This window comes from Faecalispora jeddahensis, from assembly GCF_000577335.1.
Taxonomy (GTDB): Bacteria; Bacillota; Clostridia; order Oscillospirales; family Acutalibacteraceae; genus Faecalispora; species Faecalispora jeddahensis.
In genome coordinates, this window is the sequence record NZ_CBYL010000002.1 from 73,235 (window position 1) to 98,291 (window position 25,057).

Here is a 25,057-nt window from a genome sequence, read left to right on the forward strand (position 1 = left end):
ACGTTAATAAACATTTGATTACAAAGCTTTATAATATTTGCGACAGCAAACTGCCGACGGCTGAGAGAACCTTGAAACTCGGAACGGGATACCCGCCGCTTGCGGATAGAACATTCTGATTCTCATGAAAAGGGAAGTGATAAGATGATAACAGAAAGAGAACGGCAGATTCTTCAATGGATTGAAAAGGACCCCACCATTTCACAGCAGGAGCTGGCGGATAAAGCGGGAATCTCACGTTCCTCCGTGGCGGTGCATATTTCGAACCTGATGAAAAAAGGGAGAATCCTCGGCAAGAGCTACATTCTGCAAAAAACGCCGTATGTCGTTGTGATCGGCGGTGCGAATATCGATATTGCCGGAAAGCCCTTTGCCCTTCTGGTGCAGAAAGACTCGAACCCCGGGCGGGTATCGCTTTCCCCCGGCGGTGTGGGACGAAACATCGCGCAGAACCTCGCCATGTTCGACGTAGAGGTAAAGCTCATCACCGCGCTGGGCGAGGACGCCTATGCGGCAGAGCTGGCGGGAAGCTGCCGAAGCGCGGGCATCGACATTACTGAATCGCTGACCGTGCCGGGCGGGTCGACCTCCACATACGTGTTCATCACAAACGAACACGGCGATATGGAGCTTGCTATCTCTGACATGCAGATTTACGACAACCTGACCCCGCAGTACCTGGAACGCCGTGCCGATTTGATCAGCAACGCAGCCCTGTGTGTGATCGATACCAACCTGACCGCCGAGACGATCCGCTATATTGCCGAAACCTTTCATGTGCCGCTGTTCTGCGACCCGGTTTCCACCGCAAAGGCGGGGAAACTCTCCGGCCTGCTGGGAAAAATCCACACGCTCAAGCCGAACCTTCTCGAGGCCGAGCTGCTCAGCGGCGTGAAAATTCACGATGAACATTCGCTGGAGCAGGCAGCGAACGCACTTTTGCAAACCGGCCTTTCGCAGGTATTTATCTCGATGGGGCAAAACGGCGTGTACTGCGCAAACCACGAGCAGCATGTCACTGTTCCCCCGTACCAGAGTGAGATCGTTAACACCACGGGCGCCGGAGACAGCATGATGGCCGCGGTTGTGTGGGGCTGGCTGCAGAACTTCCCGATGGAAGACTGCGCCCGCGCCGGAATGGCCGCCGCATCCATCTGCATTGAAAGCACGGCCACCATCAGCCCGCAGATGAGCAGTGAAAACGTACTTCACAAAATGAAACATAGAGAAACAACGCTCCCGCAAAGTGATACCGCCAATTTGCTTTAAAAAAGGCCTTTTACGAACACAGCGGTTCCTTCCCCGCCGCAGGCGGAGGATCAACCGACGGCCCTTTTTTCAAGTGAAATGAGTATCCATAAGCCGGAAGCACCGCTGAAAGGAGTATTATCATGAATCAACTGAAACAATATCTCGAAATTTCTCCCGAGGTCAAAGAGGCTCTTGCAGCCAATAAGCCGGTCGTCGCGCTGGAATCTACAATCATTTCTCACGGCATGCCTTATCCCCAGAATGTAGAAACCGCTCTGAAGGTGGAGCAGATTATCCGTGAGAACGGCGCTGTTCCGGCGACCATCGCGGTGATCGGCGGCAAGCTGCGCGCCGGTCTCTCCAAAGAAGAGATCGACTACCTTGGCAAAAAGGGACTGGATGTAACCAAGGCGAGCCGCAGGGACCTGCCGGTACTGGCTGCCCGCGGCGAGGATGGAGCGACCACCGTTGCGGCTACAATGATCGTCGCCGCTCTGGCGGGAATTTCTGTATTTGCTACCGGCGGCATCGGCGGCGTTCACCGCGGAGCCGAAACCACCATGGATATTTCCGCCGACCTGGAAGAGCTGGCCGTCACCCCGGTGATGGTGGTTTGCGCCGGTGCAAAATCCATCCTCGACCTCGGCCTGACGATGGAATACCTGGAGACAAAAGGCGTATCCGTTCTCGGCTACCAGACAGAGGAGCTGCCCGCGTTCTATACCCGCAAAAGCGGCTTCAAAGTTGATTACCGCGTAGATACCCCGGCAGAGCTGGCCAGCATTTTCCAGGCCAAGGAAGATTTGAACCTGAAGGGCGGCCTGCTCGTCACCAACCCCATCCCCGAAGAATTTGCCATGGATCACGACTATATTGCAAAGTCCATCGACGAAGCCTGCGAGGAAGCGCATAAGCTTGGTATCAAAGGAAAGGACACCACCCCCTACCTGCTGGATAAAATCCAGAAGATCACGGGAGGCAAGAGCCTGGATGCCAACATTCATCTGGTATACAACAACGCCGCGCTCGGCGCGAAGGTTGCCTGCGAGCTTTGCAAGCTGAAGTAAAGCCATATCATATATAGAAAGGCCGAGAGATGCTCAAACATCTCTCGGCCTTTTTGTTTGGCGCTCTCCATTTTTTGCTCTGGATTGGCATAAATGCGGAGAATCAGTCCTGGCCCGAACTATTTCTCTCAGCAATTCCATGTGTCTCATACTAAAAACATAAAAAACTGCTCAGAATTGCTCTGAGCAGTTTTTTATGTTCTGGAGGACGGGCCTAATCCGACCAGAAACTTCAGGGGTCTTCGTTTATGATTTAAAAATAAAGAAAGAATACGTGCGGGCGCTTGTAAAGCATGTTAGTTACAACAAACTCAAAGGTAAAATATTCCTCTCTTTATTCAGTATTGCTTTGAACAAGCTGCATCTGCGCCCAAACCGCTTTCAGAATCAAATCTTTATTTTGCAGGAACAAATCCGAAAGGACGGGATCAAACTGAGTGTTTGCGCACCTTGCAATCTCGCAGAACGCTTCGTCCGCAGGCCGCTTATGACGATACGGCCGCCCGCTGATAATGGCATCAAAGGCGTCGCAGATGGAAGTCACCCGGGCGACAATGGGAATATCCCTCCCCTTGATCCCAAATGGATACCCCCGGCCATCCCACCGTTCATGGTGGCCCAGCGCCGCTTCTATCGCCAAGCGGAAGAACCGTTCATCCTGAAAGCTGTTGGGATTCATCTGCAGGGATTCCAGAATGTCCTTCCCATAAATCGGATGCTGCTGTACAATCAATATCTCTTCCGGCAGCAGTTTGTCCGGTTTTTCCAAAATGGAATTTTCTATCCAGAGCTTGCCAATATCGTGGAAAAAGGCGGCTCGTCCAAACATCAGGCAGTCTTCTAGGCCCACTTCCGGGTGCCGGTTGGACGCGATCCCAAAGCAAAACACCCTGGTATACAGCTCTACACGGCTCATGTGTGTAAACAGACTATGGGGCATTATTTGAAGTATATGGTCAAGGGTCAGGTGAGATCCCGGCAAATCATTCATTTTTGTCATCTCCACAATCAAGTTTACCGTTACCGCCAGAGAATAATAGTTTTTAGTTATTAAACTATTTGGTCTAACTGCCTTTTTAGACCATTATAGCACGGTCAAACTGCACATACAATACAAGTAACAAATATTATTTTGGAGGGAAAGAGATTATGGTGGACTACCTTGATATTGGGAAGCGGATTCGTAAAACTCGAACCGCAAAAGGCATTACGCAAGAGAAATTAGCCGAACTCATTTCCACCGGTACAACTCACGTCAGCCATATTGAAACGGGCAATACCATCCCCAGCCTCAAAACCTTTATTGCGATTGTAAATGCGCTGGAAGTTTCACCGGATGAACTGCTCTGCGGAAACATTGACCATTCGGCTTACGTGTTCCAAAATGAAATTTCCAAAATCACCGCCGACTGCTCCCCAAAAGAAATTCGTGTGATTGCGGAAACGATCACAAGCATGAAAACCTCTATGCGAAAAGTGTTTGGCGAACCCAAAAAGTAAACGGAGCGGCACAGAAAAGAAGGCCCCTATACCAAGAGGCCTTCTTTTTTTGCATTTTAAGGATTCTTTCCCTGCGCCGGCAGTATTGTGAACATATAAAAAAGAAAATCAGCCGGTTCTTTTAGTATTCCATCATACGGAATCTATTTCACCATACTGCAACTACAAGGAGAAGGCTCGTCCCCTCAATGCATTTAAACTGTTTCAATCCTTCATAAAATACACAATAATTATTTAAAAATTCAAAAAAATTCAAATCCAATCACGAATATGAATTATAAAATCAAAAATATTTCATTTCCACCTTGACAAGTAAAATTTTATGGAATATGATGGGGGTGCTTCATTTTGCAGGATTTTAATTCGAATCATGCAAAATCAGAAAGATCGCTTTACAAGTCAGGGAGGTTGGTAACATGTTGAAAGAGGGCCAAATCCGGATTCCATCCGGATGTGCGATTTCCGGAATTTTTTCACGGAACGGAAGAAGGCTCGGCGGAGAAAAAATCATTGATTCCATTGAAACGATGCGTGTGCGCAGCAACGGCCTGGGCGGCGGCTTTGCGGCCTATGGGATTTACCCCGAACACAAGGAATGCTACGCGCTCCATGTATTTTATGATAATGAAACAGCGAAAGAAGAAGCCGAAAAGCTTCTGTTAAAATATTTTGAAATTTCCGTATCGGAAAAGATCCCGACACGGCCGATACCGCAGATCACCGACGCGCCGATCATCTGGCGCTATTTTGCAGTTCCTGCCCCCCACTTCCTTCAAGACAAGGAGCTGGAGGAGAAGGAACTCGTGGTGGAATGCGTCTTTAAAATCAATGCCGATATTGCAGGAGCGTATGTGTTTTCCTGCGGGAAGAATATGGGTGTGTTCAAAGCGGTCGGGTACCCCGAGGATGTGGGCCGCTACTATCGACTGGAGGAATACGAGGGCTATTCCTGGACAGCTCACGGGCGTTACCCCACAAACACACCCGGCTGGTGGGGCGGGGCTCATCCGTTCGCGCTGCTGGATTACACGATCGTACATAACGGTGAAATCTCGAGTTACGACGCCAACCGGCGCTTTATCGAAATGTACGGCTACAAATGCGCTCTGCTGACCGACACGGAGGTCATTACTTATATGATCGACTACCTGCACCGGCGCAAGCAGCTCACCCTGCCGGAGGTAGCCGACGTGATCGCCGCCCCCTTCTGGGAAGAGATCGACCGCATGCCGGAGGACCGCAGGCGCTACTACACCTATCTGCGCAATATCTTCTCGGACCTGCTGATTACCGGCCCTTTTTCGATTCTGCTGGGCTTTGAGGGCGGGATCATGGCCCTGAACGACCGCCTGAAGCTCCGCTCGCTTGTGGCGGCGGAAAAAGACGATATGGTTTACATCGCCAGCGAGGAATGCGCCATTCGCGCCATTGAGCCGAATTTAGACCATATTTTTGCTCCCAAATACGGCGAGCCGGTGATCTACACACTGAACAAGGAGGCGCAGCTGTGATGTCTATGGATTTTTTATATCCTGATTATACGGTCGTACGCGATAAGGACTTGTGCACCAACTGTCAAATCTGCGTAAAGCAATGCGGGCTGGGCGTACATACCTACGACGCGAAAACCAAGACCATGAGGGCCGACAGTACCAAGTGCATCAACTGTCAGCGGTGCGTGGCATTCTGTCCCACGCTGGCCCTGAAGGTCGTCAAGTCCGACAACACCTACAAGCTCAACGACAACTGGACTTCCTCCGCCATCAACGAGGTGATCCAGCAGGCGGGTTCAGGCGGCATGCTGCTCTCCTCCATGGGCAATCCCCGCAGCTACCCCATTTACTGGGATAAGATACTGATCAACGCCTCTCAGGTGACAAACCCCTCGATCGATCCGCTGAGAGAGCCGATGGAGACCCGCACCTTTCTCGGCAAAAAGCCGAGCAAGATGGAGCGTGACGAGCAGGGCCGCCTGAAATTTGAGAAGGCTCCGCCGCACCTGGCGCTGAAGGTTCCGATTCTGTTCGCGGGCATGAGCTACGGCGCGGTCAGTTACAACGTTCACCAGAGTCTGGCGCGGGCCGCCGAGCAGCTTGGCACCTATTACAACACCGGCGAGGGCGGTCTGCACCAGGACCTTTACAAATATGGGAAAAACACCATCGTTCAGGTGGCGTCCGGGCGCTTCGGCGTTCACAAGGCTTATCTCGACGCCGGGGCCGCGATAGAGATCAAGATCGGCCAGGGTGCAAAACCGGGCATCGGCGGACATCTGCCGGGCTACAAAGTGGGCAGCGAGGTTTCAAAAACCCGCATGATCCCCGAAGGCAGCGACGCGATTTCCCCTGCCCCCCACCACGACATCTATTCCATTGAGGATTTGCGCCAATTGGTCTATTCGCTGAAAGAAGCGACCGCCTATACCAAGCCGATCATCGTCAAGATCGCCGCCGTTCACAACGTGGCGGCCATCGCGAGCGGCATCGCCCGCAGCGGCGCGGACATCATCGCCATCGATGGGTTCCGCGCAGGCACCGGCGCCGCTCCCACCCGCATCCGCGACAATGTGGGCATCCCCATCGAGCTGGCAGTGGCCGCGGTGGACGACCGCCTGCGGGAGGAGCAGATCCGCAACAACATTTCTTTGGTGGTCTCTGGCGGTATCCGCAATTCCGCCGACGTGCTCAAGGCCATCGCACTGGGCGCGGACGCGGTTTACATCGCGACCCCCGCGCTGATCGCGCTGGGCTGCCACATGTGCCGCAGCTGCCAGACCGGCAAATGCAATTGGGGCATCACCACCCAGCGCCCGGACCTGGTGGAACGCCTGGACCCCGACGATGGAACCCGCCGGCTGGTGAATCTGGTATCCGCCTGGCAGCACGAGATCATGGAAATGATGGGCGGCATGGGTATCAACTCCATCGAAGCGCTCAAGGGCAACCGCCTGATGCTCCGCGGAATCGGACTGAACCAAAAAGAGCTCGACATTCTTGGCATCAAACACGCCGGGGAATAGCAGTCCATTCCCCTGAAAACAGACCCTGATAGAAGCGATCATCCGCTTTTGAAACAGTATGACAAAAACACAATTTTACAGGAGGTGCTGGTTATGAGAATCAACGCAACGAACAATTTGAATTTCCGGGTGCTCAACGAGCAAATCAGAAACACGGAAGACAAAAACGTGATTATCGACAACTGCCTGGGGCAACGATTCATCGGCAGCGGCATGGGGCAACGGAAGCTGACCATCAACGGCACGCCCGGAAATGCCCTTGGCGCTTACCTGAACGGCGCCGACATTGAGGTAAACGGCAACGCCCAAGACGCCACCGGCGACACGATGAACAACGGCAGCATCGTGATCCACGGAAACTGCGGCGACGCGACCGGCTACGGCATGCGCGGCGGTGAAATCTATATCAAAGGAAACGTCGGTTTTCGGGCCGGTATTCATATGAAGGCTTATCAGGAAAACAGCCCTGTCATGGTGGTCGGCGGCAAAGCCGGAAGCTTTTTGGGCGAGTACCAGGCGGGCGGCACCATCATTGTGCTGGGCCTGAACGAAGAGGAGCAAGCCCCGGTGGGCGCACAATGCTGCACCGGAATGCACGGCGGCTGCATTTTCCTGCGCTGTGATTCCCTGCCGGAGGATCTCCCCGCTCAGGTTGTCTCCAGAAAAGCGACGAAATATGATCTGGATCACATTGACGGATACCTGAAAAGCTTTTGCGAGCATTTCAGCGTAGAGAAGGAGCAAATCCTGGAGAAGCCTTTCTATGTTCTGGAGCCGAACACAAACAACCCCTACCGCTCCATTTACACCACTTATCTGTCGTAAGCAAACGCCCTTTTCTATTCACGATTCCAATACAATTCTATATCAGGCGTTTCTGGCGATGATGTCAGCCCCACCCTTCTGTGCCACCGGCTCAGCAGGCAGGGCTGATTTTCTTTTCCAAAAATAAATAAATGACAATGGGGTCAGCGATACTGTGCGGCGGTGCAGTTAATTGCTGGCCCCATTTCTATCAGAAAAGGAGAGTTCTACTTTTATGAATAGTGCGGATGTATTATGGGTTCTGGTATCTTCGGTGCTCGTTTTTATCATGACCCCGGGGCTGGCTTTTTTTTACGGCGGCCTTGCCAAACGAAAAAACATGGTCAACACCATCATGTCCTCGGTTGTTTTGATGGGAATCGCAGCTCTGCTGTGGTTTGCGGTCGGATTTTCTCTTTCCTTTAGCGGAAGCGGAAGTATTATTGGCGATGCCAACTGGTTCTTCCTGAACTTTCCTTTGTCCGATTCCACTCTTGCGCCAAATACGATGGCTTTCGCGTTCTTCCAGATGATGTTTGCCATTCTGACCCCTGCACTGATTACCGGCGCGATCGTGGAACGAATGAAGTTCTCTTCCCTCGTGATTTTTGTCACACTTTGGTCGCTTCTTGTCTACTACCCCATGGCCCACATGGTTTGGGGCGGCGGATTTCTGTTTGATATTGGCTCTGTTGATTTTGCGGGCGGCAACGTGGTTCACATCAGCTCCGGCGTCAGCGCTCTGGTGCTGGCTATGGTACTGGGGAAACGGAATCACTACGGCAAAGCGACCTACCACCCCCACAATGTTCCATTTGTTCTCTTGGGCGCTGCACTGCTGTGGTTCGGCTGGTTCGGCTTTAACGGCGGCAGCGCACTGGCTATGAATGAGCTGGCGATTCACGCCATGATGACGACGAATCTGGCTGCGGCCTGCTCCATGCTTTCCTGGCTGTTGATCGACAAGCTCAAAAACGGAAAGCCCACTCTGGTAGGCGCTTCTACCGGCGCGGTGATCGGCCTTGTTGCCATTACCCCCGGGGCCGGTTTCGTGCCGATCTGGGCATCGGTTATTATCGGCCTTTTGGCCAGTCCCATCAGTTACTTCTTTATCACGGTCGTCAAGGCAAAGTTTGGCTACGACGATGCGCTGGATGTATTCGGCTGCCATGGTGTCGGCGGCATTTGGGGCGGCATTGCAACAGGCCTGTTCACTCTTAAGTCCATTAACCCCGCGGCCGCCTGGGATGGACTTCTCTTTGGCGACGCGAACCTCTTCCTGCGCCAGCTGGGCGCAATCGGCGTCACGATCTGCGTGGCTGTTGTAGGCACGCTCATTGCGGTGGGAATCGCCTCTGCACTGACCAAGGGGATCCGGGTTTCTAAGAAAGAAGAAGATATGGGTCTGGATCACTGCGAACACGGTGAGATCGCTTACCCCGCATTCGACGGTATGGACTGATTAAGAAAGGATGGGCCATTTATGAAAAAAATCGAAGCCTATATTCGTCCCGAAAAGCTGGAAGATGTCAAAGAGGCTCTGAATAAGCAAAAGGTAACCGGAATGTCCGTGACACAAACCATGGGATTCGGTACCCAAAAGGGATGGAAGGAAATTGTGCGCGGCACAGAGGTAGACTACAACTTCCTCCATAAAATCAAGCTTGAAATCGTCGCTGAGGATGACCGGATCTCTGCTATTGCCGACAGCATTGTGGAATCTGCCTATACGGGCGAATTCGGAGACGGTAAAATCTTTGTATATGACGTGCAGGATGCGATCCGCATCCGCACCAAAGAGCGCGGCTCTGCTGCAATCTAATCAATTTTGCCTCCTACAACAATTTCCAATAACAGCAAAGAAGGGTGCTCCCAATGGCACCCTTCTTTGCTGTTATCATTTATACGTTTTTTCTATTCCAGTAGAGAAAAAATCAAGCACACTTCCTTTCGCTTTTAAAACGGCTCCGCTCAAGAGATGCTTTTACTGGATTGGATGATCTTCTCCAGTATTGCCACATCCGCCGGGCAGAACTCGTACTGCGGGATTTCTCCGGGCGTGATCCAGCGGATATCGTTGTGCTCCAGCTTCTGCGGTGTTCCCGACGAAATCACAGCGTGGAACAAAGTTAAATGTACCGTAAGATCGGGATATTCGTGCGTCACCTCGCAGAACACGCTGCCGACCTGCACCGTAATCCCCAGCTCCTCGCGGCATTCCCGAACCAGAGCCTGCTCTTTTGCTTCCGCCGGCTCAACCTTTCCCCCAACAAACTCCCACAGCAGCGGCCGGGCCTTGCTGTCCGGGCGCTGGCAGATTAGGAACCGGTTCTCGTCCCAGATCAGGGCGGCGACCACCTCTGTCATTGCTTTTCTCTCCCTCCTGATTTTATCCTTCTCTTGCTTCATTTTCGCTTATCATTCTCCATTTGTCAATGTGAAGCGCTGCACATATCCTGCGTGCACCGCAAATCAAACTGCTGCAGGCAGTTCAAAAGAGCATCGGCATTCCGATGCGAGGGCGGGGTTGCAGCCGCCAAGACGCCGGAATGCCGATGCTCTTTTCAGGTAACAAGCGAATGAACACAACACCAATGAGAAAGTTGTATGTGAACGGGAATCAGAATACGGCCCTTAGGCCATACCCATCATTCCCTCGTCGAAGATACGGGAATCCATCAGCGGAATTTCTCCGTTGATTTTGTCCAGAATCGGTGAGAATTCCATCTGCTGTAAAATTTGGGTCCCAAGGTCAATGCCCGGCGCGATTTCAATCAGATGCAGGCCGTCCTCCCTCAGCTCCAAGACACAGCGCTCGGTGATATACCGGACATGCTGCCCGTTTTTGATTGCCATATCGCCGCTGAAGGTCACTTCTTCTACTTTCTTGAGGAATTTCTTCTGCTTTCCCTCCTGCTCAATATGTACCTTTCCATCGGCGATGCGAACCTTTAAGCCGCCGGCGGTAAAGGTACCGCAAAAGCATACTCTGCCCGTGTTTTGAGAAATGTCTATAAATCCGCCGCAGCCGGCAATTTTGGGGCCGAACCGGCTCACGTTGATATTGCCCTTCTCATCACATTCCGCCAGCCCCAGAAAAGCCAAATCCAGACCGCCGCCGTCGTAGAAGTCGAACTGATAGCCCTGATCCAGCACCGCTTCCGCATTTTGCGACGAGCCAAACCGAGGCCCGCCCTGCGGAATTCCGCCGATCAAGCCGCTCTCCACCGTAAGAGTCATTCGATCGCCGATGCCCTCCTCCGCGGCGGCAGCCGCCACATATTCCGGCGCGCCAACGCCCAGATTCACCACGTCCCCGGGCTTTAGCTCCAGCATTCCCCGGCGGCCGATGATTTTCTTGGCGCTCATGGGGAAGGAAGCGGAGGCGGCGATATTGGCCAGAACACGGCGTTCGCCGCAGATGGACGGATCGTAGCTGCAGCCCAGACACTGTTCGTGATCATCGGCTGCGGCAACTACCACATAGTCCACATAAATGCGCGGTATTTTGATCATTCGGGGGTCTAACGTACCGGCTGCCACGATCGCCTCAACCTGCACCACCACAATTCCGCCGCTGTTTTTCACTGCCTGCGCCACGGAAGTCGCCTCTAAAGTGGCGACCTCCTTTTCCAGTGACACATTGCCGGTTTCATCGGCGTAGGTACCCCGCAGAAAAGCAACTTGGATGGGAAAGGACGGATAGAAAAGATATTCCCTGCCCTTAATGCGGATCAGCTCCACCATATCCTCCGTGGTGATCTCATTCAGCTTCCCGCCGCCGTTGCGCGGGTCCACAAAAGTGCCAAGCCCCACTTGCGTAATGGTGCCGGGCTTCTTTCCCGCAATGTCGCGGAACAGGTGACACAGCGCGCCCTGGGGAAGGTTATAGGCCTCGAACTCATTGCGAAGGGCCATTTCCCCCAGGCTGGGAACGGTGGCCCAATGAGCGGCGACAAACCGCTTGAGCAGTCCTTTGTGCGCGTAGTGCTCGCCGCCGCAGCCCTTTTTGTTCCCTTGAGAGCTGGCGTAAATATAGGTCAGGCTCTTCGGATGCCCGGTATTCAAGAAGCGCTTTTCCACCGCTTTGTTGAGCGCCTCCGGAATACAGCTGGAGACAAAACCGCTGGTGGTCAAGGTGTCGCCGTCCTGCAGAAGGTTCGCCGCTTCTTCGGCAGTAATGATTTTGACCTTCTCCATATCACCGCCTCCTTACAGAATTTCTGCGAAGCTTTGCAGGCGGGTTCGCGCCTGCTCGAAAGCAGTGGCTTCCTGATCCACCTCAATCATCAGGTGAAGAATATCGGCCTCTTCAAACTGCCGCCGATAGATGGGGTAATCCCATTCTTCCGGGTCACAGAACTTCATCATTGCCACCACCACGGCATCCGCACCGTTTTTGTGTACCATATCCACCAGCATGGGGCCGCGCCTTTTCTTCGTGTCGACAGCCAGTGAACACCCGTACATATTCTGCCAAACGCGGGCCAGACGGTACAGCGGAGCTTCGTTCCCTTCCGGTACATCCACGCGGATCTGACGCGATTCCTGCGCAAGATCATCCGCCGCAACGGCCAGCTTCAATTGATCAAAAATTTCCAGCAGACCGTCGGGCTCCGCCAGAATACCGGTCAGGATGATTTTCCTGCCGTCCCATGGCTGCGGTTCTATCGCCTTCAAAGCATCGATCAGGGAACGCACCATGGCCGTATGACGGGATTTTTCTACAAACATCCGCGATTTGAACACCGCGTGACGGTCAACGGCGGAGATCAATTGGGGATACTGGGCCGCCAACTGAGAAAACTCGCGCATGACAGCCCGGTTTTCATTATAGATATGGATGGAATTTTCTAAGGCGGCATTGGTGATCTGCACGCCGGTGATCTTCTCCAGTTTTTCTTTCAGGATGAGATATTCCTGTTCCAGAAAACGATTGGCGGACTCCAGCCCTCTGTTTTGCGGGTGGGTAAAGACCAGTACCGGGGATTTCCCCTTCCACTTCTGGCTCATACACTTGAGGGTATCGCACGGGACAGAGAAAACGACGGCAGCCAGGTCGTCATAAGCGCCCTCACACTCCAGCTCCATCACCTGCTGCATAATGGAACAGGCAAACGCCGGCAGGTATGCACGTGCCTTGGTGACGGGGCGGTTCGCTCCCCAAAGCCCCATCGGCAAATAGCCCGTGGCGTGAACCAGTTCCTCCGGGGAATAAAGGGGCATGATGCCGATGGCGCCCTTCCCGGTTTCAGCCTGATAGTCCTCCATCATTTTGCGGGGATTGGCGGCAATGTCCCGAAACTGCTTTAATACTGTATTTATCTTTTGCATGCTGTTTTCTCCTCTCCTTATTCCGCATCTGCCGCAGAAGACCGCTTCTTCATCATCTCACCCAGCGTCTGCACACGGGTATCGTACTGGGCGGGGGCAAAATTCTGCGGATCGGTCTGATCGCCGTCGAAGCTGGCGTAAGGAAGACCATTTTTCTCATAGATCAGTTCCGCGGTTTCCACATTGAGGAAGCTCATCAGCTTACAGCTTCGGTTCAGGTGATAGAGCACCCCGTCGCTCTGGCTCTTTTCCATAATTCCCAAAAGAACATTGACCTTGTTTTCCAGGCACGTATTGATGTATGTGCGCGTATAGGCTTCGGCCATGGAATGCAGCGATTCATCCTCGGCGTCGTAAGTTAAATCCCACATATTGGGGTAGGCGGAGCCCGTCATAATGGTTCCCATGTTTTTCAGGGATTTAAAGGTGTGCCCCAAATAAGGCCATACCGCAATGCCTTCCCATGTAATGCGGTTCTGTTCCGCTCCCTTAAAGGCGTATTCGCCTTTTTTGTATTTCTCCTCCAGCTCATCCGCAAACTTGCGGAAAGTGATTTCGGCATAATCCCGGCTGCGCGCGCAAACGACCAGCGCCATGTAATTGAAAAGGTCGAAGCCGTTGAGCGGAGAGGGCTTAAACCGGCTCATCGAGGCGATCCGGTTCCACTGAGCAATGGAGCGCTGCGTCTGCTGGCGGACTGCGTGGAATTTCTCATAGTCAAAAGGACGCCCGCAGATCACCTCCAGCTGAGAAATGGCGTTGCGGAACTGGTCGGCGATATACTCCTTGGAATACTCGGGAACGGGCATGGTATGATTGTAGGGAACATCGATCACGATACAGGGAATGTTCAGCTCCGCGGCCAGATTCTCGTACCATTTGAGCAATGTATTACAGATGTTGTTGCAGGTAATCACCAGGTCTGGCAGCGGAACACGGGCAGCCGGGGAGTTGGCCAGCGCCTCCGGGGTTTTGCCGGTGACGGCTTCTTCCTTGAGCAGCTTCATGTAGCCCATGTTGACCCGGCCGTAGGAACAGCAGTCCACGGAATAGCCGTCGCGGTCGGCTACCTCCAGCATATCCAGCGAGCCTTTTCGCGCGCCGATGCCGGCGGCATGTGTTTCCGGGTACACCATTGCAATATCCATGGCCACGCACATCTCTGGCGGAGCCACAGAGGCCGACCAACAGACCAGTTTTCCATTGGCTTTGGCCTGTCGGGCCTCCTCATCCAGCTTAGCCTGATAGTAGGCCAGCAGTTCTTTTGCAGTCATTTGGCTGATTGCTTTTTCACTCATGCTGATTTCCCCTTTCGTTTTGCTTCTTCATAAGCCAGGCGGGCGGCTCCCAGCGCACCGGTGAGTTGGGGGCTGCGCGCAATCGCAAGCCTTTCGCCAAGCTCCGTTTGAATCGCGTCGGCAACGCCTCTGTTCAGCGCTACTCCGCCGCACAATACTACCTCGTTTTCAATGTCAACCCGCTGCGCCAGCGCGCAGGCCTTTGCCGCCACACTGTGGTGGACGCCGGCGATAATATCTTCTTTCGATCTGCCCTGGGACAGAAGAGAGATCACCTCCGACTCTGCAAATACGGTGCAGGTGCTGCTTACCGAAGCCGGATGCTTGGAACGGAAATGATACTCTGCCATTTCCCCCAGCTTCACCTCCAGCACACGGGACATCACTTCCAGAAACCGCCCCGTTCCTGCGGCACACTTGTCATTCATGTAAAATTGATGGATGTTGCCCTGGCTGTCTAATGAAATCGCCTTGACATCCTGGCCCCCAATGTCAATGATGGTTCGCGCCGCGGGATTCTGAAAAAACACCCCTTTGGCATGGCACGAAATTTCACTCATTTGCAGATCGGCAACCGCCAGCAGCGATCGGCCGTATCCGGTGGAAAGGATGAAAGTCATATCTGCCGGCGAGAGACCGCTTTGCTCCTGAATCTGAGCCAGCAGCCGTTTGGGGCCGCTGGTACCGGTGCCGGCTGAAACGACGGCGGCGGCAGCCACCTTGACGCCGTCCTGCAGAACTACCGCCTTGGAGGAAGAAGAACCGATATCGATGCCCATCGTATACATGCGGCAGCTTTCCCCTTTCCCTATTCCATCGGCTTACCGGCTTTTGTTTGCTTCTGCACCGCGATCAATGGGGGCTACCGTTTGAACCAGTTCAATCAGAATGCCCTCCGAATACCGCGGCCGCAGGAAATTGACAATGATGTCTGAGGTGCCTTCCACCGCCTCCGGCTCCAGCATCTCCAGGCCCTTGCCGCGCAGCTCCTGACTGGCGGCTTCCACATCCTCTACCTCAAAGGCAATGTGGGCAATGCCTCCCTTTCCGTTATTGAATTTGGTCAGCACTCCTTCGTGGGGAATGATGAATTCAATCGGGCTTTCCATCATCGGCCCATATTTGGTGAAGATCAGATCGGCGTGATAGCTTTTGACATACCCGCGGTAGTCCACCTCCAGCCCCAGCAGATCGATCAGGTGTTCCGCCTGCTCTACCGTAGGCAAAACGACCCCCACATGATGCATGCGCATTGGTTTCAAATCGCTCATCCTTCCTATCGTTTGTTGATTAATTTTGTGTATATTGTATCATCGCCGTTGCCTTTTAAAAATGAAATGCAATGGATTTATTTTGAATGAAATTGCATTCCATTTGAAACTATTTGCTATTTATGGTATTCTAAACAGGAATTAATTTGGGAGGAATGACGATGACGGACTATGGAATCATGCTGCGGCGTTTCATCGATTTTACTGGAAGTAAGCTCTATGCTGTCGCCGACGAAATAGGATACGATGTCTCGTACGTCAGTAAGTGGTGCAACAAGGACCTTCTTCCTGCGCCCAAAACAGCAGCCACGGTGAATAAGATTTTGGTTTGTTTTTTTGCCACCAGCATTCAGCAGGACGGGCGTGAGAATGAATTTTTCACTGCGTTCCCGGGCTGCGAATCCGGGCATACGGTAGAGCAGCACATCTGTACCCTGTTGACAAAGGCTTATGAAGCGTCTGCCCACACAAAGACAACCTCCGCCTCTTCCAAAATCGAGCTGCTGACTCATCGCAATCAGATGCTGAGCTCTTTACAGGAATTTGCCCGTCATCGCCTTACGGCGGGAGGCGAGGTATTCTGCAGCATCGATTTGCTCACGCTGCTGAAAAGCCGGGACTTTACCGTGCTGGATCAACTGGCAGGTGACATGGAACTTCATTTTCACGCCGCACTGAATATGGAGCGCTTTCAGAAAGACCCGATGAAAAACCTGGGCCTCCTTTACGGCTTTTTGACCCGTTATCCCACGTTTTACCTCACGCTTTATGATGGCTCCGGACTGGAGGGGGAAGGGATGATCGCGGCAAAAAACGGCGGTGCGCTTATGGCGGCGCTGAGCCCAAAAGGGGAGCTGGACGCTCTTTTGGTGCTGGAGCCCGGTGAAAACGCCAACCAGCTTTATAGGACGGTAATGGCCCGCTTAAAGGAGTGTCCCCTGCTGCTTTCGCCCGCCACGCCGGAAAGCATGAACAACAACGGTTACCGAACCGATTTTTACAGTCGGGATCAATACAAGTTTTTTTCTCCCTATGGATTTGAATTTCTTCTTCCGGAGTCCATCTGCAGTAAACTCATTCAGGCAGGGGAGGCCGACGCGCCGAACCCCGCTCTTTCCAAGTTCATCCGGAGACTTTTTATCACTTGGGAAGAAGTTTTTGAAAAGAGCCATATCGATTTTTACCTGCTGAAATCCTCTGTTCTTCGGTATCTGGAATCCGGTGATCTTTTATTTGCTGATATCATGTATCAAATGTCCCCTTCGGAACGGCTGGAACATCTGGAAAATGTAAAGAAGCAGGTCATGCACAACCCTGAAATCCGTTTTATCGTTCTGGATGACGACACGTTCTCCCCCAGCTTTGCCCCTACCTTTTCCGTATACATCAATCCCCAAAAACTATTTCTCAAAAATCCCGCCGCTTACCAAACAAAGAAAGGGCCGCTGTTTTATACGGTGCAGAACGAAACGCTGCTTCAGGCCGCCAGCCAATACCTGGATTCCACTTTGAGTCATTCGTCCTGTAAGGTGTATGATTCCAAAAGTCTGGAAGAACTGGAGAACCGCTATGGCGGCATGCTCTACCGTATGCTGACGCTCTGAATCGAAATCGAAGCGAACCGGGCCGCAAGGAATCCGCACTGCTGTTTTCTGCAAAGATTCCCGGCAACTATGATTTTTAAGAGAAACCTCCCGGCGATCCGGGAGGTTTTGCATTAAAAAAACACCTGACCCCATTTATTTGTGGGGTCAGGTGTTTTTTATGAAAGGAGGCTTTCTTGAACGGCAAAGTCATCCATTCCACAACAAATGATGTGTTTTTATAAAAAACGCTTGTAGTGTTCATACACTTTGTTATACTGAAAATACGGTACCGTAAAAATCAAATCAGATGAGGAGATTCTTTATGGAATTATTGACAGTAAAACAAATCGGGATCGCCCGCACAGACGAACATCGCTTTTGGATTGAACTGAATCCGGAGTACAGAGAGGCCATGACCGGGCTGAAGGGCTTTGAGTATCTGAATATTTTCTGGTGGTTCGACCGCTGCGACAACTCTGAAAGCAGATCGGTATTGACGGAGGAGCAGCCTTATTCTAAGGGGCCGGCGCTACTGGGAACCTTTGCCACGCGCTCACCAGAGCGCCCGAACCCCATTGCGCTTACCTGCGCGCAGGTAACGTATCTGCAGATGGAAAAAGGGATCATCGGCCTTGCCTATTTCGACGCGCTGGATCAAAGCCCGATTCTGGACATCAAGCCCTATACACCCAGCCTGGACCGCGTGGAGCACCCGGGCGTTCCGGCCTGGTGCGCTCACTGGCCCAAAAATGTGGAAACCAGCGGGGAGTTTGACTGGTCCGCTGAATTCAATTTCTAAGAAGACGGCCTTGACCCCAAGAACAATGGAATAGAAATGATTCCACAATCTAGTTAAGTTCGGTTGAAAACCGTCTTACTAACAGCAAAAGGCCCGCGGAAATTCCGCGGGCCTTTTCGGGCTTATTTTTGCACCGGAAGATACATGATACGAGCACTGATATTACTTGAGGCTCTTCCTGTCGCCAGATCGGCATACCAGAAAAAGAGACCGGGCCATGTTTTCTGGCACCACCGCCCGCCGAACATCGAGCTCTGCCATCCATCGAACGTATTGTTCTGCTTGAAGTAGTCGCCCACTGGGCCTTCCTCCGTACCTTTCACCTCTGAGGTCAGGAACATAAAATCACATTCCTCGCTGTACGCAAACGCGGAAGTAAAGCCATTCTCTTTGCAAAGGGTGAAGCCGGTGTTGCGGTAGGGCGCACCCTTATAGTCGTCCTGGTACTCCCCGTCGCTCCACCAAACGGCATTGATTCCGCTGCATTCAAAGTTGAGACCGTCGACCAGCTTCCAGATATTGCCCCACAGGTTTTCCTCCCCGCGGTATGTAACCGAGGAAAAACCGTCGTCAGGGCCGCCGGAGCCGGAGGTATTCCCAAGGTGCGATGTCTGCCCGGTTTTTTCCGCTCCGTTTCCGCCTTCGCCGACCTCTTTGTTCACCACGCCTTTTCCGATTTCCTTTTTCGAGTCGAAGCTTGCGTATTCCACCAGCATCAGCAATTCGGTGGCGTTGAGCGACAGAAAATCAATGAGCTGCCAGCCATCCCCGCGATTGGCGGTCAAAACGCGTGCGTTCGCGCGGTTCAGCATCTGGCCGTTCGCGCCGCTGACCGGCTTTGTGCCCGCAATGGAGGACAACGTTAGCGTTGAGCCTGGGTTGGCAGTAAAAACACTCTCATCCTCGTAATAATAAGTTGCCTTTTCCTTGTCGTAGATACTGGCTTCATAAGCGCTGGAGTATATGAAGTCGTATTCAACGCCGCGCCGCAAAAAGCTTGGGTACACCCGAAAGCCCGGCTGCGCATCCTCGCTGACCCACCAGCGGGCCCTGCGAATGTGATGCCCTTGACCGCCCTCAATCGGCTCTAAAGCAACGGGCTCCACTTTGTAGTAAAACTTGGGCTGTTCCACCATTACCTGAACGGGAGTCCCTGCCGGGTAGGTTTTTCCGTCTTTAACAATTGGAGTATGCAGTGTGCCGGATTCTGAATACCCCTCGTCGCCATAGTAGGCGACGACCGTGCCGTCGTCGGTCAGGTTGCAGCGCTTTCTTCCGCCATACATGCGCACGGCATCAAAATCAGCCCCCGGTGTTTTTCCCGCGGAAGCCCCCAGACGCTGCGCCGTACCTGTGATAAAATCAAAGTCCACACCATATGCGGTATTATTTTTCATAAAAATCATTGCCTCCATTTTATGTTATTTGTTTATGCAAAGGCCCTGCGGGAGCGCCGCAGGGCCTTTACAGTTAGCAGAATCGAAACGGTTACCGAATGGTGAGGAGAACGTCACCGGCACCGACGGAATTATTTTTCTCAACGTGGATCTTTTCCACAACGCCGCCCGCGGGAGCAAGCAGCTCGTTTTCCATCTTCATAACCTCCAGCAAAACAACCGGCTGACCGGCTGTTATGCTGTCACCCTCGTGGACCATGATATCCAAAATTTTTCCGGGATACTCTGCCTTCATCATTGTTGCTTCTGCACTCATTGTCAAAACTCCTTTTTAGTTCAAAATTTTATTATGTTTGATACTGTTACAATTGAGAATTTTTCATATCGGTAATGAACATATGTCCCGGCGCATGTGTGATTACAAACGGAGGCTTTACATTCATAACCACCGCCTGCGGGGTAACACCGCAGGCCCAAAAAACCGGAACCTCGCCCTCTTTGATGGTGACCGGGTCGCCAAAATCAGGATGATGGATGTCGCGGATTCCAATGTATTCGGGGTCCCCAATATGGATCGGTGTGCCATGCACCTGCGGCATCCGCTCGGTCACCGTAACGGCTTTTACCACCTTTTCGTGGGGGATCGGCCGCATACTGACCACAACAGGCCCGCTGAAAATGCCTGCCGGGCGGCATGGGATATTCGTAATATACATAGGTACATTGCAGTTTTCCGTAATGTGCCGTACCTCTATCCCCTCTTCGATCATCGGCGCTTCAAAACTGAAACTGCACCCCAGCAGAAAGCTGACCAAATCATCGCGCCAGAAGGAGGAAACATCCTCATACTCTCCCTGCATCACTCCATCGCGGTAGACCCGATATTTGGGGATATCTCTGGCAATATCGCTCCCTTTTGCCGTAATGGAAAACTCACGTGAACCGACATCGCTGACCTCCAGAACAGGGCAGGGTTTTGGATTGCGCTGCGTAAACAGCAGAAAATCGTATGCAAACTCCCTGGGCAGCACAACCAGATTCCCCTGTGCATACCCGGCACACATTCCGCTGGTGGGAGAGGTGATTTTCCCCTCCCGGATCATTTGACGGACTACTTTGGGTTCCTGATGAAACAAATTCATAACGATCCTCCTTCATCTGTCTGGGAATGAGCGAAAAAAACAATCTCTGCAAAACGACGATGATCCTCCACCCCAGGAGGCTCTACACAAGCGCGGCGATGCTTTCTTCCGATTCCAGCGTGCAGATATCGTACTGCGCGCTTTGGAACGCTTCGCTTTGCAGCAACCGCATTTGAAATGCCGCGTTGGTATCCACACCGGATACCGAAAACTCCCGGATGGCCTGCCTCATTTTCGCCGCGGCCTGCTCCCGGGTAGGCGCATGGGCAATCAGCTTGACGAGCAGGTTATCGTAGTAGGGCGGAATGGAGTAGCCCTCATACACCGCGGTATCGAGCCGGATTCCGCTGCCGCCCGGCAGGCGCAGATTCGTCAGCGTGCCCACGGAAGGGGCAAAGTTCTTTTCGGGAGTTTCCGCATTGATGCGGCACTCGATCGCGTGTCCTCTGGCGAGCAGATCACTCTGCCCGAAGGTCAACCTTTCCCCACGGGCCACACGAATCTGCCATTCCACCAAATCCACGCCCCACACCAGCTCCGTGATAGGATGCTCCACCTGAATACGGGTGTTCATCTCCATAAAATAGAAGCTGCCGTCGTGATCGAGAAGGAATTCCACTGTCCCCACACCTGTGTAGCCCACCTGCCGGGCAACACGAACAGCGGCTTCCCCCATTTTTCTGCGAACCTCGTCCGTAAGGGCCGTGCTGGGGGAAGGGCATTCCTCCAGCACCTTTTGGTGCCGCCGCTGCAAAGAGCAGTCGCGCTCCCCCAGATACACCATGTTGCCGAATGAATCCGCCAGAATCTGAACCTCAACATGGCGGGGATTCAGCAGCTTTTTTTCCAGATAAACATCTCCGCACCCGAAAAACCGCAGCGCTTCTTCCCGGGTGACGGCCAGAGCCTCCGGCAGCTGGCCCACACAATCCACCTGCCGAATCCCCCGCCCGCCGCCACCGGCGCACGCCTTGATCAAAACCGGGAACCCCATGCTCTGCGCACATACCTCGGCTTCCTTTTGCTCCCGCACCACGCCTGGGGAGCCGGGAATCGTCGGCACGCCCGCGGCCGCAGCCGCGCGCTTGGCGTTGGCTTTGTCACCCATTTTGCGGATCACTTTGGCCTTCGGGCCGATAAAGCAGATTCCCTGCTCTTCGCACCGTTCGGCGAATTCCGCATTTTCACTCAGAAAGCCTACGCCGGGATGCACCGCATCGGCCCCGGTTATCTTGCACGCAGACAGAATCGCATCCATATTCAAATAGCTTTTCGCCGACGGGGCCGGTCCCACACAAACCGACCTGTCTGCAAGCTGAACATGCAGGGCGTTTTTGTCGGCCTGGGAGCATATCGCCACCGTACCAAGCCCCAGCTCTGTGCATGCACGAAGAATTCGTACCGCGATTTCACCCCGGTTCGCGATCAACACCTTTTCGAACATTGTTATCCCTCGCCACGCTGCCCAAAACAGCTCTTATTTCATCCGCAGAACCGGCTGACCGAATTCTACCGCCTGCTCGTTTTGCGCCATGATTTCCGTAATGACGCCGTCGCGCTCGCTGACGATCTCATTCATGATCTTCATGGATTCGATCACAAACAGCGGGTCGCCTTTTTTCACGGCTGTTCCAACCTGAACAAACGGCGGCTGATCCGGCGCGGCGGACGCATAAAACATTCCGACCAGCGGCGAGATCACCACGCTGTCCTGCGCAGACTCTCGGCAGTCCTCCTGAGGGGTTGCGGCGGTCTCCGTCCCGCCGCTTTTCTCGGGACTGCTTTTTTCCAGATACAGCTCGCCCTGCTGATTGGACAGGCGCAGCACGCCGATCCGGCTGTTCTGAAACTCCTGCATCAGCCGCATGACGTCGTTTACAGACAGCTGCATTTGTGCATCCTGCACCGGCAGCATGCTTTCTTTGAAATTCTCTATTTTTTCCCGATATGCCAACAACTCTTCCTGCGCCTCCTCCACACTGACTGCACGAAAACGGATGGTGTCCCCGGGCCGGGCCTGCGCTAAAAGGGGCAGATCCGCCGTTATGACCGCCGCGATTTTCGTATACCCTCCGGTTGTCTGCCGGTCGGCCATCATAATGATCGGCTGGCCGCCGGCGGGCACCTGAACCGCGCCCATCACAATACCGTCGGAGATAATATCCGCCCCCGCGCTCTGCTCGATCTGCGGCCCCTCCAGCCGGTACCCCATGCGGTCGCTGACGGGAGTTACCGTATAGTCGCCGCTGAGGAATGTCCGGATTCCTTGTGAGGTAAACGCATCCTCCTGCGGCCCCAGAACCACACGCAGGGAAACCTGCACCGGAAAATCAGGCACCAGCTCTGTGCGTGCCGCAAGCGCGGCAGTATTTGCGCTCTCCGCGAGCGGCAGCTCATCCCCCGTGTGCAAAGGCCGCCCGTGCAGACCGCCGACCTGCGCCTTGCAGCAGGTGGATTTGCTCCCCAGATCACCGGGAACGGCAATTCCGCCCGCAAAGGCAATGTACAGCCGGCAGCCCCGGCGCATCGGCGCAAAGGAGAGAACATCCCCCGCTTCCGCCAAGACCGACTGCCACATGGGAAAGGCGTGCCCATTGATCTTCATTTCCGCCTCGCCGCCGGTCACCGCGATCAGGCAGCGATCCTGAAACCGCAGGCTGGGGCCGATCAGCGTCGCCTCCAGCACCGCTTCATCAGGCGCATTGCCCACCAGCAGGTTTGCCGCCCGAAAGCTATAATCATCCATCACCCCGGCAGGGGAGATTCCCGATTCCAGAAAACCGAACCGGCCCGCATCCTGCACCGTGGTGAAAAGCCCCGGGGAAAGTACGACTGCGCTGTTCATGCTTTGTCCCTCCTTCCCGCACTGCGGGGGAATCCGTCAGCCGTTTACCGGTCGGCGGGTTCTGGCAAATGCCTGGAGGCGCTCATGGAATTCATGCAGAAGCTGCTGTGCTTCTTCTACGCTGACCCGTTCGAAGCGGATTTTGGTACCGGCCTGCGCCTGCGCCAGCAGGGGCAGGTCTGCCGTTACCACGGTGGCGATTTTGGTATATCCGCCGGTGGTCTGCCGGTCTGCCATCAGTATGATGGGCTGGCCGCTGCTGGGTACCTGAACCGCACCCATCACGATGCCGTCAGACACAATATCCGCTCCCGCCTTATGGGTGATCTCCTCCCCCTCCAGGCGGTATCCCATCCGGTCGTTCGCCGGGGTGACAAGGTACTCGGTATTCAGAAAGCTGGCGATGCCCTCTTCGGTAAACAAGTCCTCCTGCGGCCCAAGCACAGCCCGCAGAGTGATCTGTGTGGGGAATTTCGGAATCCATTCCTCACTGGCGGCCCACAGCTTTGCTTCCCCAGACGGCGCTTTCAGCGGCACCACATCATCCCGTTTCAGCATGCGTCCCTCAAATCCACCCATCTGCGCCTTCAGGTTGGTGGATTTACTGCCCATGATGACCGGAACATCCAGCCCACCGGCAAACGCGATATAGGCGCGGCACCCGCCCTGAATTCCGGAAAACGACAGGCGGTCGCCCTCCCCCACCGGGATGGTCTGCCACATGGGAACCGGCTGGTCGTTGAGCTTCGGCTGCATCATGGCGCCGGTCACTGCGATCCGCGTGCTGCACTGAAATTCCAGCACCGGCCCCATCAGGGTTACTTCCAGCACCGCTTCCTCCTGCGGGTTATCCACCAGAAGGTTGGCGGCGCGGTGACTGTAGCTGTCCATTACGCCGGACACCGAAATGCCCGACTGCAAAAATCCGAACCGGCCCGCATCCTGAACAGTGGTCAGGGCGCCCGGTGAAATCACTTTTACTGCGTTCATTCTTTCGCCTCCTTTTTGGGGTACAGGCGATACTGGTACCTGCCCTGCGCCACCTGCTGTTCGATCTCGCCGTATTCCTTTTCGCTGACGGGAACAAATTTCAGGTAATCCCCGGTGCGGTACAAAATGGGAGGATTGCGCTGCGGATCGTACAGCAGAATCGGCGTGCGGCCGATGAGCTGCCAGCCGCCGGGGCTGGCCAGTGGGTAAATGCCCGTCTGCTGCCCGGCAATTCCGACCGAGCCGCTGTTGATTTTGGTTCGCGGCGTTTTCAGGCGCGGCGTTGCGATGCGCTCATCCATTCCGCCCAGATAAGGAAAGCCCGGGGCAAAGCCCAGCATGTAAATCAAATACTCGCGCGAGGAGTGAATCTGGATCACCTCGTCGCGGCTCAGCCCGCTGTGCTGGCATACAAAATCCAGATCGGGGCCGCAGTCCCCGCCGTAAAGCGTGGGGATCTCCATCACGTTGGGCTTTGGCAGCTCCATTTTTTCAAGGCTGCCTTCCAGCTTCTGCAGGGTTTGCAGCATTTCGCGGTACGGCACGGTCAGCGGATCGTACTGAACCAGCAGAGAGCGGTAAGTAGGGGTCAAAGACACGATCCCCGGAAGCGCGGCCTTTTCAATCGCCAGATACATCCCGCGAACCCGTTCGTTAATCTGCGGGGAGATTTCGTTGCCGAACTCAACGACCAGCGCCGAGTCCCCCGCGATGAGATATTTCGTCTGCGAATACATAAAATTCCTCCTGACGA

The 25,057-nt window shown here is 53.9% G+C and carries 24 protein-coding genes; 10 read left to right on the forward strand and 14 right to left on the reverse strand.

The genetic code is table 11. The features are described from left to right. Nucleotides 1-144 precede the first annotated feature (144 nt). Together TY09_RS01160 and TY09_RS01165 are read left to right on the forward strand one after the other, a co-directional pair. Nucleotides 145-1,269, forward strand: coding sequence for a PfkB family carbohydrate kinase (locus TY09_RS01160; protein WP_074432600.1), 1,125 nt, complete (start codon nucleotides 145-147; stop codon nucleotides 1,267-1,269). A gap of 122 nt (nucleotides 1,270-1,391) precedes the next feature. After that, nucleotides 1,392-2,318, forward strand: coding sequence for a pseudouridine-5'-phosphate glycosidase (locus tag TY09_RS01165; protein WP_042430275.1), 927 nt, complete (start codon nucleotides 1,392-1,394; stop codon nucleotides 2,316-2,318). Nucleotides 2,319-2,652: 334 nt separating this feature from the next. On the opposite strand, the gene TY09_RS01170 is transcribed toward TY09_RS01165, so the two are convergent. Further along, nucleotides 2,653-3,309 carry an HD-GYP domain-containing protein gene (locus TY09_RS01170; RefSeq protein WP_242841414.1) on the reverse strand — a complete coding sequence of 219 codons (657 nt, stop codon included), beginning with the start codon at nucleotides 3,307-3,309 and terminating at the stop codon, nucleotides 2,653-2,655. Between the two features lie 158 nt (nucleotides 3,310-3,467). Here TY09_RS01170 and TY09_RS01175 point away from each other — a divergent pair, with 158 nt between their 5' ends. The 6 genes from TY09_RS01175 (at nucleotide 3,468) to TY09_RS01200 (ending at nucleotide 9,463) form a co-directional block, all read left to right on the forward strand. Continuing rightward, nucleotides 3,468-3,818, forward strand: a complete 351-nt coding sequence (locus TY09_RS01175; RefSeq protein WP_009062816.1) for a helix-turn-helix domain-containing protein — start codon at nucleotides 3,468-3,470, stop codon at nucleotides 3,816-3,818. 416 nt (nucleotides 3,819-4,234) lie between these two features. Next, a complete protein-coding gene (locus TY09_RS01180; RefSeq protein ID WP_009062441.1) occupies nucleotides 4,235-5,329 on the forward strand; it encodes a class II glutamine amidotransferase in 1,095 nt (364 codons plus the stop codon). After that, on the forward strand, nucleotides 5,329-6,837 hold the full coding sequence (locus tag TY09_RS01185) for a glutamate synthase-related protein (RefSeq protein WP_042430278.1): 1,509 nt from the start codon (nucleotides 5,329-5,331) through the stop codon (nucleotides 6,835-6,837). Before TY09_RS01180 ends, TY09_RS01185 begins: the two co-directional genes overlap by 1 nt. Nucleotides 6,838-6,930: 93 nt before the next feature. After that, entirely contained in the window at nucleotides 6,931-7,662 is a 732-nt protein-coding gene (locus TY09_RS01190) for a GltB/FmdC/FwdC-like GXGXG domain-containing protein (RefSeq protein WP_035316714.1), read from the forward strand. A 214-nt stretch (nucleotides 7,663-7,876) separates the two neighbouring features. Further along, nucleotides 7,877-9,103, forward strand: coding sequence for an ammonium transporter (locus TY09_RS01195; protein WP_042430281.1), 1,227 nt, complete (start codon nucleotides 7,877-7,879; stop codon nucleotides 9,101-9,103). Between the two features lie 21 nt (nucleotides 9,104-9,124). Then, entirely contained in the window at nucleotides 9,125-9,463 is a 339-nt protein-coding gene (locus TY09_RS01200; protein WP_009062560.1) for a P-II family nitrogen regulator, read from the forward strand. A gap of 149 nt (nucleotides 9,464-9,612) precedes the next feature. On the opposite strand, the gene TY09_RS01205 is transcribed toward TY09_RS01200, so the two are convergent. From TY09_RS01205 to TY09_RS01230, 6 genes are all read right to left on the reverse strand, one after another. Continuing rightward, on the reverse strand, nucleotides 9,613-10,008 hold the full coding sequence (locus tag TY09_RS01205) for a (deoxy)nucleoside triphosphate pyrophosphohydrolase (protein ID WP_042430285.1): 396 nt from the start codon (nucleotides 10,006-10,008) through the stop codon (nucleotides 9,613-9,615). Between the two features lie 267 nt (nucleotides 10,009-10,275). Further along, entirely contained in the window at nucleotides 10,276-11,841 is a 1,566-nt protein-coding gene (locus TY09_RS01210; protein WP_042430289.1) for an acyl CoA:acetate/3-ketoacid CoA transferase, read from the reverse strand. Nucleotides 11,842-11,853: 12 nt separating this feature from the next. Next, nucleotides 11,854-12,975 carry a 2-hydroxyacyl-CoA dehydratase subunit D gene (locus tag TY09_RS01215; RefSeq protein ID WP_009062431.1) on the reverse strand — a complete coding sequence of 374 codons (1,122 nt, stop codon included), beginning with the start codon at nucleotides 12,973-12,975 and terminating at the stop codon, nucleotides 11,854-11,856. A gap of 17 nt (nucleotides 12,976-12,992) precedes the next feature. After that, nucleotides 12,993-14,273, reverse strand: a complete 1,281-nt coding sequence (locus TY09_RS01220) for a 2-hydroxyacyl-CoA dehydratase subunit D (RefSeq protein WP_009062724.1) — start codon at nucleotides 14,271-14,273, stop codon at nucleotides 12,993-12,995. Further along, complete coding sequence (locus tag TY09_RS01225; protein WP_009062472.1) at nucleotides 14,270-15,061, reverse strand: acyl-CoA dehydratase activase; 792 nt, start codon at nucleotides 15,059-15,061, stop codon at nucleotides 14,270-14,272. Before TY09_RS01225 ends, TY09_RS01220 begins: the two co-directional genes overlap by 4 nt. Nucleotides 15,062-15,094: 33 nt before the next feature. After that, nucleotides 15,095-15,526 carry a VOC family protein gene (locus tag TY09_RS01230; RefSeq protein ID WP_009062713.1) on the reverse strand — a complete coding sequence of 144 codons (432 nt, stop codon included), beginning with the start codon at nucleotides 15,524-15,526 and terminating at the stop codon, nucleotides 15,095-15,097. 179 nt (nucleotides 15,527-15,705) lie between these two features. Here TY09_RS01230 and TY09_RS01235 point away from each other — a divergent pair, with 179 nt between their 5' ends. Further along, nucleotides 15,706-17,148, forward strand: coding sequence for a hypothetical protein (locus tag TY09_RS01235; RefSeq protein ID WP_009062704.1), 1,443 nt, complete (start codon nucleotides 15,706-15,708; stop codon nucleotides 17,146-17,148). 304 nt (nucleotides 17,149-17,452) lie between these two features. Further along, complete coding sequence (locus TY09_RS01240) at nucleotides 17,453-17,929, forward strand: SAM-dependent methyltransferase (RefSeq protein WP_009062515.1); 477 nt, start codon at nucleotides 17,453-17,455, stop codon at nucleotides 17,927-17,929. Nucleotides 17,930-18,051: 122 nt separating this feature from the next. Here the strand turns inward: TY09_RS01240 and TY09_RS01245 are convergent, their stop codons facing one another. The 7 genes from TY09_RS01245 to pxpB form a co-directional block, all read right to left on the reverse strand. After that, nucleotides 18,052-19,326 carry a hypothetical protein gene (locus tag TY09_RS01245; RefSeq protein WP_052335533.1) on the reverse strand — a complete coding sequence of 425 codons (1,275 nt, stop codon included), beginning with the start codon at nucleotides 19,324-19,326 and terminating at the stop codon, nucleotides 18,052-18,054. 91 nt (nucleotides 19,327-19,417) lie between these two features. Further along, nucleotides 19,418-19,642 (reverse strand): acyl-CoA carboxylase biotin carboxyl carrier protein subunit, encoded by a 225-nt coding sequence (locus tag TY09_RS01250; protein WP_009062785.1) that lies wholly within the window; start codon nucleotides 19,640-19,642, stop codon nucleotides 19,418-19,420. A gap of 46 nt (nucleotides 19,643-19,688) precedes the next feature. Continuing rightward, entirely contained in the window at nucleotides 19,689-20,468 is a 780-nt protein-coding gene (locus TY09_RS01255; protein ID WP_009062453.1) for a putative hydro-lyase, read from the reverse strand. Nucleotides 20,469-20,550: 82 nt separating this feature from the next. Further along, on the reverse strand, nucleotides 20,551-21,912 hold the full coding sequence (gene accC / locus TY09_RS01260) for an acetyl-CoA carboxylase biotin carboxylase subunit (protein ID WP_042430297.1): 1,362 nt from the start codon (nucleotides 21,910-21,912) through the stop codon (nucleotides 20,551-20,553). A 33-nt stretch (nucleotides 21,913-21,945) separates the two neighbouring features. Continuing rightward, nucleotides 21,946-23,313, reverse strand: coding sequence for a 5-oxoprolinase/urea amidolyase family protein (locus tag TY09_RS01265; protein WP_074432601.1), 1,368 nt, complete (start codon nucleotides 23,311-23,313; stop codon nucleotides 21,946-21,948). 36 nt (nucleotides 23,314-23,349) lie between these two features. Then, nucleotides 23,350-24,303, reverse strand: coding sequence for a 5-oxoprolinase subunit C family protein (locus TY09_RS01270; RefSeq protein WP_042430299.1), 954 nt, complete (start codon nucleotides 24,301-24,303; stop codon nucleotides 23,350-23,352). Further along, nucleotides 24,300-25,040, reverse strand: coding sequence for a 5-oxoprolinase subunit PxpB (pxpB, locus tag TY09_RS01275; protein WP_009062543.1), 741 nt, complete (start codon nucleotides 25,038-25,040; stop codon nucleotides 24,300-24,302). The genes TY09_RS01270 and pxpB overlap by 4 nt, the downstream gene beginning before the upstream one ends. Nucleotides 25,041-25,057 lie beyond the last annotated feature (17 nt).

Coding starts and splice junctions, on each gene's coding strand:
- TY09_RS01270 (WP_042430299.1), bottom strand. CDS start 24,303: ATGAACGCAGTAAAAGTGATTTCACCGGGCGCCCTGACCACTGTTCAG.
- TY09_RS01215 (WP_009062431.1), bottom strand. CDS start 12,975: ATGCAAAAGATAAATACAGTATTAAAGCAGTTTCGGGACATTGCCGCC.
- TY09_RS01265 (WP_074432601.1), bottom strand. CDS start 23,313: ATGAACAGCGCAGTCGTACTTTCCCCGGGGCTTTTCACCACGGTGCAG.
- TY09_RS01235 (WP_009062704.1), top strand. CDS start 15,706: ATGACGGACTATGGAATCATGCTGCGGCGTTTCATCGATTTTACTGGA.
- TY09_RS01210 (WP_042430289.1), bottom strand. CDS start 11,841: ATGGAGAAGGTCAAAATCATTACTGCCGAAGAAGCGGCGAACCTTCTG.
- TY09_RS01245 (WP_052335533.1), bottom strand. CDS start 19,326: ATGAAAAATAATACCGCATATGGTGTGGACTTTGATTTTATCACAGGT.
- TY09_RS01190 (WP_035316714.1), top strand. CDS start 6,931: ATGAGAATCAACGCAACGAACAATTTGAATTTCCGGGTGCTCAACGAG.
- accC (WP_042430297.1), bottom strand. CDS start 21,912: ATGTTCGAAAAGGTGTTGATCGCGAACCGGGGTGAAATCGCGGTACGA.
- TY09_RS01205 (WP_042430285.1), bottom strand. CDS start 10,008: ATGACAGAGGTGGTCGCCGCCCTGATCTGGGACGAGAACCGGTTCCTA.
- TY09_RS01250 (WP_009062785.1), bottom strand. CDS start 19,642: ATGAGTGCAGAAGCAACAATGATGAAGGCAGAGTATCCCGGAAAAATT.
- TY09_RS01175 (WP_009062816.1), top strand. CDS start 3,468: ATGGTGGACTACCTTGATATTGGGAAGCGGATTCGTAAAACTCGAACC.
- pxpB (WP_009062543.1), bottom strand. CDS start 25,040: ATGTATTCGCAGACGAAATATCTCATCGCGGGGGACTCGGCGCTGGTC.
- TY09_RS01225 (WP_009062472.1), bottom strand. CDS start 15,061: ATGTATACGATGGGCATCGATATCGGTTCTTCTTCCTCCAAGGCGGTA.
- TY09_RS01220 (WP_009062724.1), bottom strand. CDS start 14,273: ATGAGTGAAAAAGCAATCAGCCAAATGACTGCAAAAGAACTGCTGGCC.
- TY09_RS01195 (WP_042430281.1), top strand. CDS start 7,877: ATGAATAGTGCGGATGTATTATGGGTTCTGGTATCTTCGGTGCTCGTT.
- TY09_RS01165 (WP_042430275.1), top strand. CDS start 1,392: ATGAATCAACTGAAACAATATCTCGAAATTTCTCCCGAGGTCAAAGAG.
- TY09_RS01240 (WP_009062515.1), top strand. CDS start 17,453: ATGGAATTATTGACAGTAAAACAAATCGGGATCGCCCGCACAGACGAA.
- TY09_RS01230 (WP_009062713.1), bottom strand. CDS start 15,526: ATGCGCATGCATCATGTGGGGGTCGTTTTGCCTACGGTAGAGCAGGCG.
- TY09_RS01255 (WP_009062453.1), bottom strand. CDS start 20,468: ATGAATTTGTTTCATCAGGAACCCAAAGTAGTCCGTCAAATGATCCGG.
- TY09_RS01200 (WP_009062560.1), top strand. CDS start 9,125: ATGAAAAAAATCGAAGCCTATATTCGTCCCGAAAAGCTGGAAGATGTC.
- TY09_RS01180 (WP_009062441.1), top strand. CDS start 4,235: ATGTTGAAAGAGGGCCAAATCCGGATTCCATCCGGATGTGCGATTTCC.
- TY09_RS01170 (WP_242841414.1), bottom strand. CDS start 3,309: ATGAATGATTTGCCGGGATCTCACCTGACCCTTGACCATATACTTCAA.
- TY09_RS01160 (WP_074432600.1), top strand. CDS start 145: ATGATAACAGAAAGAGAACGGCAGATTCTTCAATGGATTGAAAAGGAC.
- TY09_RS01185 (WP_042430278.1), top strand. CDS start 5,329: ATGTCTATGGATTTTTTATATCCTGATTATACGGTCGTACGCGATAAG.